This is a genomic window from Micromonospora sp. RP3T (assembly GCF_003027925.1).
Lineage (GTDB): Bacteria > Actinomycetota > Actinomycetes > Mycobacteriales > Micromonosporaceae > Micromonospora.
In genome coordinates this window covers 40,080-53,590 of the sequence record NZ_PYPS01000029.1, presented here as the reverse complement: position 1 = coordinate 53,590, position 13,511 = coordinate 40,080, and the positions used below count along the sequence as shown (strand labels likewise).

The window sequence follows — 13,511 nt, the reverse complement described above, 5'->3', positions numbered from 1 at the left end:
ATCGCTCGCGTCGGCGCTGTCCCGGGAGGGGTGCCAGGTATGCGCGGTCCGTTGTGGCGGGGCTGGCTCTGGACCCCACGGATCTGGTGGGCGCGGCTGTCCCGCCGGGGCCAGACCACGTTCGGCGGTGGTCTCCGCGGCTACCAGGAGCAACAGGCCGCGATCTTCCCAACCCGGGCCCGCTGGTGGCACTACCCCTGGTCGTGGCTGGTCCTGTTCGCCATGGCGGTGACGATCGTCGCGCTCCTCACCATCACCCAGCTGATCGTGCCGCTGGCCCACCTACTTACCTACCACCTCGACGTCGACCATCCGGTGGGCCTGCTCGGCCGGCTGCGGCATCCCTGCGGCGGCAACGTGGCCGGGCAGGTCGGGGACACCCCGAAGGAATCCTGCGCCACGATCACCGGCTTCCTCAGCCCGGTCACCGGCGCGGCGCTCGGATTCTTCGTGTTCTACGTGTTCACCCGGGTGCACGTGCGCGGCTGGTACCGCAAACGGGCCCTGCGTCAGCCGTGTGAGCTGGTGCGCACCGCCAGCGACGACATCGATCAGGTGGTCGGGCGGGAGGAGTTGTGCGAGGTCCTGATCGAACGCATCCGCGACGACCGGGTCCGCTGTCCCACCGTGATCGTGGGTGGCGTCGGCAGCGGCAAGACCGCCACCCTGGTGGCGTTGACCCGCGAACTCGCCCGGCGGGGCATCGTGCCGGTGCCCGTCCGGCTGCACGACGCCCAGGACAGGAACAACGTCGACTTCGAGAAGCTGGCGCGGGACCGGTTCCTGGAGGAGATCAACGCCCGGCTGTACAGCGACGCGCAGGGCAATCGTCTGTGGCGCACGTTGCGCTGGGGCAACCATGTGGCGGTGCTTGCCGACGGCTTGGAGGAGGCGGCCCGGGAGGACAAGGAGCACAGCGGGGAGAGCGTCATCCGCGCGGCCATCGCAAAGGCGGCCAACGACCATCTGCCGCTGGTGATCGCCTCCCGGCCGTACGACCCGCTGCGGGGGATGCCGGCGATCGTCGTCGCTCTCGAATCGCTCGGTGAGGGGGCCGCGCTCGAGTATGCGCTCGGCGGTGAGGATCGTCCCGGTTCGGCCACCTGGGCGCCGGTCATCGACCTGGTGGTCGCCGCCGACGTCACCGAGTCACCGGTCTTCCTGCGGATCATCCGGGATCTTCACCGCCGGGGGCGGTTGCACCCCCGGCCGGGCTACCAGTCCGAGCGGGGGGTGGCCGCGCGGGCCACCGACCGGTACGCCGCCCGGTGGCCGGTGCTGGAGGACTGGCGCGAGGCGTTGCAGGCCGGGGACCTGCGGGCGGACTTCGCCTCGAACTCCGCCCAGCGGGAGCACACCCTCCAGGTGCTCGGCGCGTTCGCCTGCGTCGGGCTGTTCCGCGACTCCCTGCAGGTCACCTATCGCGACCTCACCGACGACCGCAGGTGGACGGAGGCGACGTCGACGAACCGACCGATCTTCGACGCCCTCGTCCGTCTGCTCGGCCGGGACCGGGACCCACGAGACCGCGACGTCCTCACCCACGCGGTGACCGAGGGCAGCGAGCTGGGCGTCGTCGACGCCCAGAACGACGGCGTCCGGTTCCACCACGGCGACATCCAGGCGTACCTGGGCGCCTGGATGCTCACGGACGTCGCGTTGCGCGACGCGCTGCTGCCCCATCTCTTCGCGGCCCGTCCGAGTCGCGAGCTGCTCGACGCGCTGCGGCTGCTCTCCCGCCACCTGGCTGGGGTACCCGACGGCGGACGCACGGTGCGCAGGTCGGGCTGGACTACGCCGTCGACCTGGTGCGACGCGGTGACGGGCAATCGCCCGGAGACGGACGTCGCCGCGGACCTGGTGCGACGGTTGCGGGCCTGGGTGCCCCGACAGCCGAACCACTGCTGGCAACTGGAGATCTATGCGGCTGCCCTGGAGGTGGACATCGCCAGCACCCGCCCGTGCCACGCCGAGCTGGTGCGCGAGGTGGCCGGACGCTGGTCGGACTACCAGCACGACACGCCGGACCGGCCACTCGACGAAGCCAAGCTCGACCTGGTGCGCCGGATCGGGGAGACCGCCCGGCTGATCACCGATCAGCGACGGCACGCCACCGCGACCCGCCGCTCGTCGGCCGAGCCAACGGCGTACGCGGACCTGTTCCGAATCGCAAGTCAGGAAAAGTCCTACCGGGTGCGGCTGGCCGCCGCGCGCGAGCTGGGCTTCGGCGGGCTGGACTCCACGCTGGCCCTCACCGGCGCGGACCTGCTGCGGCCGGCAGCCGTCCGCTCGGACCCCGCGGACGAGGCAAAGGTCCGTCAGGAGCAACAACTGCGGGGATGGCTCCTGCCGCTGCTGCATCTGTCCACCGTCAACGACACCGAGTCCGACGCGTCCGAGGAAGCCAGGCGACAGCGCAGTGGCGCCGCCCTGCAGCCGTGGCTGGCCGCCTTGCGCGGATCCGGTCCGGGCGGTGCCGCGTTGCCGATCACCGCGGAGATGGCGCTCGCCCAGGGTTTCCGACTGGCCGCGAACACGCGCCGGCTACCCGTCGGCCGCCAGCAGTGGGATCGCAGTTTCCTGGTGGAGAAGGCCGAGCACGCGCTGCGCCACTCCCGTTTCTGGTACAGCCACCTGGTCCTGATCCAGGCGCTCACGCTGCTCTCCCTCCCCGATGACCCGACCACCCCGGTGCCGCGCCGTGGCCGAGGCGCCAACCCGTACGGCATGGTGCAGCACTGGATCTCCAGCGCGGGTGCCGCGGTGCACGGACGCGAGCGGTGCACGGCGCACCCGTTCGTGCTGGAGGTCGGCCGGCTCTGCGTGCTCACCCTGCTCACCCGGCGACCCGAGCGGTTCTGCTGGGTGGACGAGCGGGAGACCGCGAGCCGGGTGGGCTCGTGCAGCGCCTCCGCCCTGGTGCGCCGGGAGCAGCGGCTGTGGATTCCCGACTCGATGGGGTGGAGCATCCTCGACCGCCGCGCCCAGCGGCTGCTCGCCGACATCATGCTGCTGCTCAACCTCGCCGACCGGGGCGAGACGTCGGCCGAACGGGAAGAGCGGCTGGGCCGGGCGGACCGCTGCGACCTGCCGCCGTGCCTGACCAATGACCGCTCGGCGATGCAGCCCATGCGGACCGCGCGCGAGGACCAACGGACCGATCCCGGCGCGACCTGCCTGGACGACTGCGCGTTCCGGCTCTGCCCGCTGCCCAGCCGGGGCGAGCATCTGCCGCACGAGCTGGACCAGAACTTCTGCGCCCGACAGAGCGACCTGGCCACGCTGCGGTACATCACCCAGGCGCGGGCCCCGTGGCAGAACGGTGACCGGCGGTCGCTGCGACGGTTCTGGCGACAGATGGCCGAACGGCAGTTGCCGGGTTGGCGCCGGTGACGGCGGTACGCGTCGGCCAGCCGACATCCACGGCGAGCGAAGATCAGCTATAAGGGACGTATGGAGTTCCCCGCGTACCTCGCCACCATGCCGATGCACGCGATCACCGAGATCCACGGTGAGCCCGGCCTGCTGGCCCGTTTCCGGCTGGAGGTCGCCGCGTTCGACGACGCGGCCCGCGACCGGTTGACCGAGGCGCTGGACCTCGCCGCCGAACTGCACCGCGACGACCGGCGGGTCCGGGAGCCGTACCTGAACCACCTGCTGCGGGTGGCGATCCGGCTGATGCACCACTACCAGGTGCGGGACGTGGACGTGATCGTCGCGGGGCTGCTGCACGACGCGGTCGAGGACCACCCGGCCGAGCTGGCCGGACCAACTGTGGACGGGGACGTGACGACGGCGGCGCTGGCCACGCTCGCCGCGCGCTTCGGCGCGCGGGTGGCGCGACTGGTCGCGGCGGTCACCAACCCGGAGTACGACCCGGACCGGGACCGGGACGCGCAGTACCGGGAGCACGTGGCGACCAGCCTGGACCGGGAGCCCTGGGCACGGGTGATCAAGGTGTCCGACTTCACCGACAACGGCGTCGGCGTGATCCACACGGTGGGCCCGAAGGTGGCCCGCGCGGCCACCAAGTACCGCCCGCTGGTGCCGGTCTTCCGCGAGCTGGTCGCCCGCCCGGACACGCCCCTGTCCATGCCGGTCAAGCGACACATCTTCGCCCAGCTCGACCTGGCCGAGGAGCGCTTCAGCGCCATCCTCGACCCCCGGCCCTGACCCACCGGGCAGTTCCGTTGATCATGAGGTTGACCGCCGGGAGAGCGCTTCCCCACCCGGTCAACCTCATGATCGACGCGACTCTCGCCGGGGAAGGGCCGGCGGGTGTTCAGTCGGGGGTGGGGGCGCCCAGGGCGGCGGCGACTCGGGCGCGCAGGGCCGGCAGCCGCTCCGGGTGCTCGCGCAGCACCACCCGCAGGGTGGCGTGTCCGCCGGCGGCTGCCGCGCCGAGCACGTCGAGCAGCGTGCCGAGCTGGGCGGGCGGCTCGTCGGCGAGCAGGTTCGCCGCGTCCCGGACGACGAGGGTGAGCGGCCCGGAGTCGATCCGGTCGGCCAGGGCGTCGGCCAGGGCGTCCCAGTTGCGGCCGTACCAGTCGGGCAGCGGCAGCGCCGCGGCAAGCGTCTCGTGCAGGGCCGCCCGGGTCCGGGTGGCCGGGCCGGGGAGCGGCACACCGGCCGGCTCGGGCGCCGACCCGGCGTCGAGCGTCAGCCAGGCCGGCGGCTGCGGGGACGCTGCGCCCATGGAAGCTGTCCTTTCCGACCGTCGGCGCCGGCCGGGGAGGCCGGCGCCGACGGACACTCAGAGCCGGTAGAAGTTGGCGTAGTGGTCGGGCGAGAACCAGGTCGCCCCGGTGCTCCGGTTCACCACGATCCGGTACGCGTCCCGGGCGGCGTTGCAGGCGCGCGGGTAGACGTCGTACTCGTAGTAGGTGGCGTTGGTGGGCAGTTGGCCCTCGCGGTTGTAGAACTGCCCGCCGGCGAAGTTGCACTGGCCACCGCTCCACGAGTACCAGCCCCGGCTGGTCGGGAAGCTCTTCGCCGACCAGCCGGAGCGGGCGGTCCGGGCGTCCGCGCAGCGCGACAGCGTGCAGGAGCTGTAGACGGCGGCCCCGGCGGGCTCGGCGAGTCGGGTGGAGACCGTGGCGGGGGCCACGAGCGCGGCGGCGGCCACGGCGGTGACCAGGGCGGACGCGGCCAGAGCGCGGCGTACGCGGGTGACGGCGGCGCGGAACGGGGTCAAGGGATCCTCCTTGAGCGAGCCGACAGAACATCGGCCAGCATCGTTGGCTGGTCGGCGCTCAGTCTGCCCAGGATCCTGCCCGGCGTACAGCCCTCACCCGGCGACCGGGCCCCGAATCCCGGGTGAACAGGCGGTGGCGGGTGCGGACGGACCGAGCCGCCCGCACCCGCCGCGTGCTCAGCGCGCGAACGCCTGGAACTCGGCGATCCGCACGTTCTGCGCCTGCGGGCTGGCCGTCGCGCAGTCGGTCGCCGCGCGCGGGTCGGCGTCCTGCTCACCGGCGTAGTCCGGCGCGCCGGTGCACTGGTTGGTCAGCACCTCGACGCGCAGGTGGGTGGCCCGGGTGCGGGGGATGTCGAACGAGCGCAGGATCAGCTCCGGCGCCCGGGGCCGCGGCGCCACCGCCGGGAACGCGTCCGGCCGGCTCGTGAACACCGGCCGGAAGTCGGCCGCGTCGGCGCAGCTCACCGCGCCGGCGGCGGTGCACGCCAGGACCCGGAACTGCCGCACCGCGGAGTACCGGCTCTGGGTGCCGGCGTCCGGGTCCCCGGTCACCGGCGGGCGCAGCATCGCGCTGACCTGCACCCGGCGTACCTGCTGGAGGCCGCCGGCCAGGTCGACGGTGACCTGCCGCCCGGCCACCGGCGCGCCGAGCGAGGCCCAGTTGGTGGCCTCGTCGTCGTCCGCGACCGACGCCAGGTTGATGCCGTCGCCGGCGACCGTCGCGCCCGCCGTCGTCGAGGCCAGGTTGGGCCGCAGCACCACCGGCAGCGTCCGGTTCTGGCCGGCCCGCACGGTCACCGGGCCGATCCGGGTGTGCCCGTACCCGGGCGCCCGGACCACGAACTCGTACGTGCCGGGCACCAGGTCCACCCGGTCGGTGAGCGGGGTGGCCGCGTCGGTGTCCGCGACCGGCACCGCCCGCGCCTGGTAGCGCCCGACGAACAGCTGCGCGCCGGCCACGGGCCCGCGGTCGCCGAGCGGCAGCAGCCGCAGCGAGCCCTCCTGCGCGTACGGGGAGGTGAAGCCCGGCGTCGGATCGGGGTCGGCGTTGCCGACGCTGGCCGCGGTCTCGCCGAGGCCCCGCGCGGCGAACGCGTTCCAGAGCAGGTCCTGGTTGGCCCCGCCGAAGCGGATCCGGTCGGCGGCGAGCATCGCGTCCCGGGCGTCGACCATGCTGACCTGGCTGACCGCCATCAGCAGGAACGAGTCGACGACGAGCTGGATCCAGCGCCGGTTGCCCGGGCACGCCGTCACCTCGCGGGCCCCGGTCGCGCACGCCTTCTGCACGGCCGGCGTGCCCGCCCCCCAGCGACGCATCATGGCCGCCCGGATGTCGGTGTTGGTGGCGCTCCACACCTCGCCGGACGCGTGCACCTGAAGGCCGGTCACGTCGTAGTCGACCGACGAGTAGTTCAACGGACTGGCGCTCATGTTGTAGTTGCGGATGCCCGCGTTCGGGTCCTGGGTGGTGTACTCGCCGATGGTGAAGCCACGTCGGCCGGGCGCGGCGTAGCCGTGCTCGAACAGGTATTCCATGGCGAGCTGGTCGGACCAGCTCTCGCTCATGCCCTGCGGGGAGCTGACGCCCGCGCTCGGGCCGGCGATCATGCGGTTGGTGACCGCGTGGCCGTACTCGTGGGCGATCACCGACATGTCGAAGTCGCCGTCCACGCAGGGCGCGTAGAACGAGCCGGCGACCGGCTGCCACAGGTACATGTTGGTGGTCGGCGCGACGCCGTCCGGCGGGGTGATCTGGTTGGCGTTGTTGCGGGCCGGGAACGTCGGCGGCCCGCCGCTGACGCCGCCGGCCTGCGCGTTGCCCTGCTCGGCGTCGCCGCCGAGACCGCCCCGACCGAGGTTGTCCTGTTGCAGGTTCCAGGTCTCCTCGGTGAAGCCCAGGTGGTAGGTCCAGTCGTGCATCCGATTGTGCATCCCGAACAGGTTCGCGCGGGCCGCGTCGATGTCGTTCGCCTGCGGCGAGGTGAACACCTCCGGGTCGCAGCGCCGCTCCTGCCACTGGTTCGTCCACGGGTAGGCGTAGGTGCGGTCCGGACGCGGCGTGGCGGTCTCGGTGCCGACGCTGAACGGGTCGTTGCTGAACCAGTTCTGCACCGCGATCGCGTTGTTGCCCTTCGTCGTGGCGGTGGACGCCCCGGTGGCCGGGTCCACGTCCCACGCCGGGTGCCCCGGCACGCCGACCACCTCGCGGCAGCCGGCCGCCGGCGCGGCGCACCAGCGCACCCGCGTGTCGACCGAGGACCTGTCGACGCGCGGCGAGTTCGGGAACACGTCCCAGGACGGATTGTCCTCCGCGTGGTCGATCAGGTCCTCGCGGACCAGCACACCGCCGTCGCGGGCGTCCACGTACGTGGAGTAGGCGGCCGGGTCCGCGCCGGTGGTGTCCGCGCCCAGCACCACCTCCCAGGCCGCGCGCGGCCCCCGGTCCGCGGTGGGCACCGCGACCAACGAGGTACGCAGGACCTGCGCGTCGGCACGGCCGGCGTCGGCGACAGCGGCCCTGCGGGCCTGCGCGGCGTCGATCGTGGCCGGGGCCGGCGTGCCGGCGTCCCGGGCCAGTGACGAGCTGACGTGCCAGACCGCCCTGTCGCGTACGCCGACCGCCAGCATGCCGTCGACGGCGGCCGGCAGGTCCCCGAAGCGCTGCCGGAACAGCACCGTCGCGCCCGGTCCCATCGGCGCCACGGTCAACTGCTCCAGCGCGGCGGCGCCCTCGGCGGTCAGCCCGAGCACGTCGGAGTTCGCCGTCACGTAGGCGCGCGCGGCGGCGGCCGGGTCGGCGGGCAGCCCGGTGGCGAGCGGCTTCCCGGTCGAGGTGAGCGTGGCCGGCGTACCGAAGTCGGTCCAGCGGACCCGCGCGCCCAGCGCGGCGACCCGGTCCCGCTGCCGCGCGGTGGCGGCGACGCGGCCCTTGCGGTTGTCCTTGGCCCGGGTGTCGTGCCGGTCCCCCGGCAGGTGATCGGGTACGGCCCCGGTGCGGGCCTGGTCCCGGGGTGCGGCCTGACCGCCGGCTCCGGCGGTCAGGACCATACCGGCTGCCATGAGCAGCGCGGTGGTCCCCGTCAACGCACGGGATGGTGTGCGCACGGTCCCTCCTGTCATCGTCGAACGGCGATGTCCGTGCCGCCATCCGACCAGGATGATCGACGGGCCGACACCCGCCGAACATCCATTAATGGCATTGCGTCGATGCCTTAGGGCCAGACCATGCCGCCGCCGAGGTTGTGGGCGACGATCTGGCCGTGGCCGAGCACCGTGCCGCTGCCGACCCGGAACACCTGGCCCGGATCGGTCTCCGCCTCGGCGGTCGCCCCGACGACGACCTCCCGCAGCGGTTCGAGTTGGTCCGGGTGCACCTCCAGCATCGCCTCGAACCGGCCCTGCCAGCGGGTGGCCACGAAGTCGGGCGAGGAGTTGCCGCCCAGCACGGCCCGGCGGGAGTCCTCCAGCGCGTCCGCGACCTCCGAGGCCCGACCCTCGCTCGTCCGGGCGTAGAGCCTCGTCAGCCGGTCGCGCACGATCGGCCACATCTCCGAGGCCATCGCGGCCACGACCGCCTGGCCGGCCTGCCGGGCCAGCGACATCACCATCGGGTCCATCAGGTGTCTCCCCGCTCCTGGTCGTCCTCGGGCCCCCACATCTCACTCAGCACCGCACCGATCGCCGCGTGCTGCGGGTGCTCCTCGGGCAGCAGCCGACGCTGTCGGTCACTCGCCTCGGCGAGCAGGCGCCGGGCGCCCGACACGTCGCCCAGTCGCTGTCTCGCCCGGGCCAGCAGGATCATCGCGCGCAAAGTGTCCGGATGGTCGGCGCCCAGCAGCTCGCTGTGGCGCGCGACCAACAACTCGTAGGTCTCCGCGGCGGCGTTCTTCTCCCCCATCTCGAGCCGGATCGCGGCGATGTTCTCCATCGATGCCAGGGTGGTCGGATGCTGCGGGCCGAGCCGCCGGTACCGTCCGGCGTACACGCTCCGCTCGCAGTCGAGCGCCTCCGCGAGCCGACCTGCCCGGAAGAGCATCGTCGCCCGGTTGCCCAGGGCCACCAACGTGTCGGGATGATCGGAACCGAGCGTGGTCTGCCGCAGGGCCAGGACCCTCGCGTTCTGACCCAACGCCTCCTCGCGCCGGCCCTGGCTCTCCAGCATCACGGCGAGGTTGTTCAACGCGGCGAGGGTGTCGCCGTGGTCCGGGCCGAGCAGCTCACTCCGTCGCGCCCAGACGCGCTCGGCCAGAGCGAGCGCCACGTCGGCGTCACCGGCCTGCCAGGCCACCGCGGCGAAGGTGTGCATGGCCGCGACGGTGTCGCGATGGTTCGCGCCGAGCAGCACGGTGAAGCGCGCCACCACGTCCTCGCAGAGACTCCGCGCCCGATCGATCTCACCGGCGGCGGAGAGGTGACCGCACAGGAGGAGCACGAGTGCGCGCAGCGACCGTCCCTGGGCCCAGTCGGCGGCCACCACGTGCGGGAGCAGCCGCCGGTAGCGGGGCCCACTGCGCACGTCGACCGGATCGCCGAGCCGGGCCGAGACGAGGAGCCGCTCGCCCTGACGCCGGTACGACTCCTGGGCGATGATGGTGAGCTCCTCCCGCACGGCCTCCTGCACCAGCGGGTGCACCCGGAACGAGTCCTCGTCCCGCTCCACCAGGCTGTAGTCGTGCAACGTGGCCAGCAGTTCGTCGAAGTTCGAGTCCCGCGTCATCGCGTTGCGCAGGCCCGGATGGTCCGCGGCGGCCGGGGTGTCGACGAAGAGGCTGACCGGGATCGGGTCGGGCGCGAAGAACGCCACGATGCGCAGCAACTCCACGGCGGCCGGCGCCTCGGTCCACAGCCGCTCCCGCGCCCAGGCCCAGAAGGGGGCCAGGATGAAGCCGGACGACCGGGTGTGCGTGTCGCCCCGGAGGTTCCCCGCCACCGCGGGACTGGTGGCGGCCAGCGCCAGCGCCAGCGGCAGCCCGCCCGCCCGCCCGGCGATCTCCCGTGCCGGGCCGTCGCCCAGGTCGGGCTCGATCCGGCGGAGCAGCTCGACGGACTCCGCCTCGGACAGGACGGACAGCTCGTGCCGGACCACGTCCGCGCCCCAGGCCTGAAGCCGAGAGGTGATCAGGACGTCCACCAACGGCGACGGCGCCACCGGTCGCCAGTCGCGAGCGTCCTCCATCCCGTCGAGGATCAGCAGACACCGCCGATCGCCGAGCAGGTACCGCAGTTCGCGGGCCGGCTCGTCGGTCAGTTGTCCCCCCTCCGCCCCGCCGAGCGCCACGACAAGCTCCACCACCCCGAGAACGACGTCGTCGCGGGACCGGGCGGAGACCCACCACACGGCGTCGTACGTGGGGGCGAACCGGTGCACGAACTCGGCCGCCAACGCCGTCTTGCCGACGCCGGCGGACCCGCAGATCACCTGCGTGCCGCCACGACGGTCGCGGAAGCCGGCCCAGAGGTCGAAAATCTCCTCCTCGCGGCCGACCAGGTCCGGCAGTCGTGCCGGTGGCATCCGGGCGATCTTCGGCAGCCGGCCGGGGAAGTCGCGTGAGCCGACGCCCGCGTCGCGGGGACGGGAACCACCGGTGGCCGGCTGCACCAACCGGATCGCCGCGAGTAGCCGTTGGCGAGCCGTCTTCTCGTCCTCCCCGGCCAACTGGATGCCGTTGAGGTCCCGCAGCCCCGCCGGCGTCCGGCACTCGACGACCTGCACGGGGATGAGGCGCGCCGACTCACCGCCCGGGTCGACGTCGCGGGCGAGCCCCCACTCGCGGTGCAGACCCACCGACCGGAGCGCCGCGGGGGACAGCAACGCGAGCGTCACGTCGCTGGACAACATGACCCTCTCGATCTCCTCCGACAGTCGCGCGCCGGGGCGGAGGTTCCGCGACCGGGCCCAGACCCGGTAGCCGGCCTGTTCCAGCTCGGCGGCGATCCATTCGGCCCATCGCCGGTCGGCGTCCGAATGGCTGATGAAGAAGTCATAGAGGCTGACGCCGACGGTCCGCCGCCAGAAGCGTCTGACCAGTGCCTCCCGCTCCGACTCCGGCAGCGGTTCGGCCTCGGTCACCCGACCGTCCGTGACGTGGGTGGTCAGCCGCTCGTATGCGGCCAGCAGTGAGCCTTCCTGGTGCGGGCGGTCACCGACCGACGCCAGGATCTCCTCGTAGGCGTAGAAGATCTTGTAAGGGATCTCGACGTCACCCCAGTAGCGGTCCCGGTCCTCCCGGCTCTGCACGCTGAGGAAACGTCGGAAGCCGTGCCGCACGTAGCTGCGGGCCGCCTCCAGCCGGGCCTTCTCGCCGTCCTCCACCCGTGACGGCACCGGGAGGATGCGCAGGTCGTGGTCGCCGCGCTGACGGCGTACCGAATCCGCGACGGCCAGCGCACCGGTGACGCTCTGGTTGTTGAGCGTGAAGCAGATGACCAGGACATCGGGAAGCTGCACCGTGCAGATGCCCGACGTGTCGTTGAGGCCGGTCCGGCTGTCGATCAGGACGTAGTCGTAGTGCCCGCGCATGCTGCTCCTCATCTCGTCGATGAAGGAGCCGCCGTGCAGCCGGTCGTAGAAGTTGTCCCAGTCGAACGACATGGCGCGACTCGCGTACGACCGGTCCTGCCGGCCGGCGGGCAGCAGGTCGACGAACCCACCGTGGGGGAACTTGTGGCGCAGTGACACCGCGTACTCCAGCACGTCGGCGTGCTTCTTCCGCCACTGCTCGCGGTCGTCGACCGACGGATCGACCATGCCGGCCGCGTAGCTCCACAGCATGTCCATCAGACCCGGCGTGGACGTCAACTCCTTGTCCAGGAGGAACGGATGGAAGTAGCGGTGCAGACCGGGCGCTTCCAGATCCCAGTCCACCGTGAGCACGCGGTGGCCGTTGCTGGCCAGGATCCAGGCCATGTTGGCCAGCGCCATCGAACGGCCGGTGCCACCCTTGTACGAGTAGAAGGTGACGATGCGTCCCGGCGTCTCGTCGGCACCCATCAGGCCGCCCCCGGTCCGTCCAGGATCGGGCGGTCGACGGTCGGGGCGGCGTCCGCGAACTCCGGCACCGGGTGTCGCTCGAAGACGAACTTCTGGGTCCGGATGAGCGCCTCCCGCAACCTCTGCTGGAACTCGTCCACGGTGCGAAGCGCGTGGTGGAAATTGGGATGTGGAACGCGCATGTTCTTCGCGAACAGCGTCGAGACGGATTCCTGCAACCTCGTCACGTTCGCCGTCGACTCGGCGTCCGCCGGGTTCCACGGCACCAGCACGGCGCAGTTGCCGTAGAAGTGGTCGTCGTAGGGTTCCAGCGCCTCGACGTACGCCGGGATGAGCGTGGCCCAGGCGTCCACCAGCAGGACCACCAGTTCGTTCGCCGACTCCGCGTCGGTGAGCAGTTCGGGCAGTTTCTCGGACGCGCCGACCGGATGCGAGGTGAGGTCCTGTTCGTCGGCGACCGTCATCGCGTAACGCACCACGGGCTTGACCGCCTCCGGCAGGTAGGGCATCCAGTCCTCCGAACGCGTCCCGTAGCGGTGCACCTCGGCGCGTTTCTCGGCGGCCTCGGTCGCGGTCGGCGCCGCCACCACGAGGTGCACGTGCCGCGGGCCGCTCGTGCCGGACTCCCCCGCCCTCGGCCGGGGGACGGGACTGTCGCCGTCGTCACCGACCACGGGCCGGAAGACGTCCGGCGCGGTGTCGAAGTCGATCGCCCCGTCGTACGCCGGGAGCGCGTACTGCGCGGCGACGGTGCGGATCCGGGTGACCAACAGGTCCAGGAAGTCGTCGTAACGGTGGCGGTGCCGGGCCTTTTGCTGCACCATTTTTCGGAGGGCGATCGGCGGCTGCTGGGTTCCCAACACGCCGCTTCGGGCCCAGATGTCCTGGGCGAGCCGTGGGATGCCGAGGTGGTCCTCGCCGAAGACGTCCTCCCACAGCACCGGCACTATCAGCTCCGGCGTGACGCCGTGCTCCTGCTCGTACGACCGCAGCCGGTCGGCGAAGATCCCCCACTCCTGCCCGCAGAAGCGCGCCTCGAAGTATCGCGGCGAGTAGAGCGGCACGAACACGCTGCAGGTGCCGAGCGCCTTCGCGACGGTGGGACGCCACTGTGTCCCGTCGTCCATCCTCCCGTACTCGAAGCCGATGCGGTCCTCCGGCAGGTTGGTGCTCCGACGGATCTCGTCCGACAGATCGGTGAAGAAATCGGAGACGAAACCACTGCGCCCGTCCTCACCGCAATAGCTGAGAAAGAAAAGAAACGACATCCCCTGCACACCCTCGCCGACGACCGGGGGTCAGTCTGAACGAGACAGTGACGGC

8 protein-coding genes are annotated in these 13,511 nt (G+C 72.2%); 2 read left to right on the top strand and 6 right to left on the bottom strand.

The window, feature by feature from the left end; genetic code table 11:
- Positions 1-39: 39 nt before the first annotated feature.
- Both C8054_RS22280 and C8054_RS22275 read left to right on the top strand, forming a co-directional pair.
- A complete protein-coding gene (locus C8054_RS22280; RefSeq protein WP_107159754.1) occupies positions 40-3,393 on the top strand; it encodes an ATP-binding protein in 3,354 nt (1,117 codons plus the stop codon).
- Between the two features lie 60 nt (positions 3,394-3,453).
- Positions 3,454-4,173, top strand: coding sequence for an HD domain-containing protein (locus tag C8054_RS22275; protein WP_107159752.1), 720 nt, complete (start codon positions 3,454-3,456; stop codon positions 4,171-4,173).
- 109 nt (positions 4,174-4,282) lie between these two features.
- Here the strand turns inward: C8054_RS22275 and C8054_RS22270 are convergent, their stop codons facing one another.
- From C8054_RS22270 to fsxC, 6 genes are all read right to left on the bottom strand, one after another.
- Complete coding sequence (locus C8054_RS22270; protein ID WP_107159750.1) at positions 4,283-4,696, bottom strand: barstar family protein; 414 nt, start codon at positions 4,694-4,696, stop codon at positions 4,283-4,285.
- Between the two features lie 57 nt (positions 4,697-4,753).
- On the bottom strand, positions 4,754-5,194 hold the full coding sequence (locus C8054_RS22265) for a ribonuclease domain-containing protein (protein ID WP_107159748.1): 441 nt from the start codon (positions 5,192-5,194) through the stop codon (positions 4,754-4,756).
- Between the two features lie 177 nt (positions 5,195-5,371).
- The gene (locus C8054_RS22260) at positions 5,372-8,281 is read right to left on the bottom strand and encodes a M36 family metallopeptidase (RefSeq protein ID WP_233219966.1); all 2,910 of its coding nucleotides are present in this window, start codon (positions 8,279-8,281) and stop codon (positions 5,372-5,374) included.
- A gap of 128 nt (positions 8,282-8,409) precedes the next feature.
- Positions 8,410-8,814 (bottom strand): hypothetical protein, encoded by a 405-nt coding sequence (locus C8054_RS22255; protein WP_107159744.1) that lies wholly within the window; start codon positions 8,812-8,814, stop codon positions 8,410-8,412.
- On the bottom strand, positions 8,814-12,188 hold the full coding sequence (fxsT, locus tag C8054_RS22250) for an FxSxx-COOH system tetratricopeptide repeat protein (RefSeq protein ID WP_107159742.1): 3,375 nt from the start codon (positions 12,186-12,188) through the stop codon (positions 8,814-8,816). The genes C8054_RS22255 and fxsT overlap by 1 nt, the downstream gene beginning before the upstream one ends.
- Entirely contained in the window at positions 12,188-13,456 is a 1,269-nt protein-coding gene (gene fsxC / locus C8054_RS22245) for an FxsC protein (protein ID WP_107159740.1), read from the bottom strand. The genes fxsT and fsxC overlap by 1 nt, the downstream gene beginning before the upstream one ends.
- Between the last annotated feature and the right edge of the window lie 55 nt (positions 13,457-13,511).

Excerpts from the sequence above, each read along its gene's own strand:
- fsxC (WP_107159740.1), bottom strand. The coding sequence starts at position 13,456 with ATGTCGTTTCTTTTCTTTCTCAGCTATTGCGGTGAGGACGGGCGCAGT.
- C8054_RS22275 (WP_107159752.1), top strand. The coding sequence starts at position 3,454 with ATGGAGTTCCCCGCGTACCTCGCCACCATGCCGATGCACGCGATCACC.
- C8054_RS22280 (WP_107159754.1), top strand. The coding sequence starts at position 40 with ATGCGCGGTCCGTTGTGGCGGGGCTGGCTCTGGACCCCACGGATCTGG.
- C8054_RS22255 (WP_107159744.1), bottom strand. The coding sequence starts at position 8,814 with ATGGACCCGATGGTGATGTCGCTGGCCCGGCAGGCCGGCCAGGCGGTC.
- C8054_RS22270 (WP_107159750.1), bottom strand. The coding sequence starts at position 4,696 with ATGGGCGCAGCGTCCCCGCAGCCGCCGGCCTGGCTGACGCTCGACGCC.
- fxsT (WP_107159742.1), bottom strand. The coding sequence starts at position 12,188 with ATGGGTGCCGACGAGACGCCGGGACGCATCGTCACCTTCTACTCGTAC.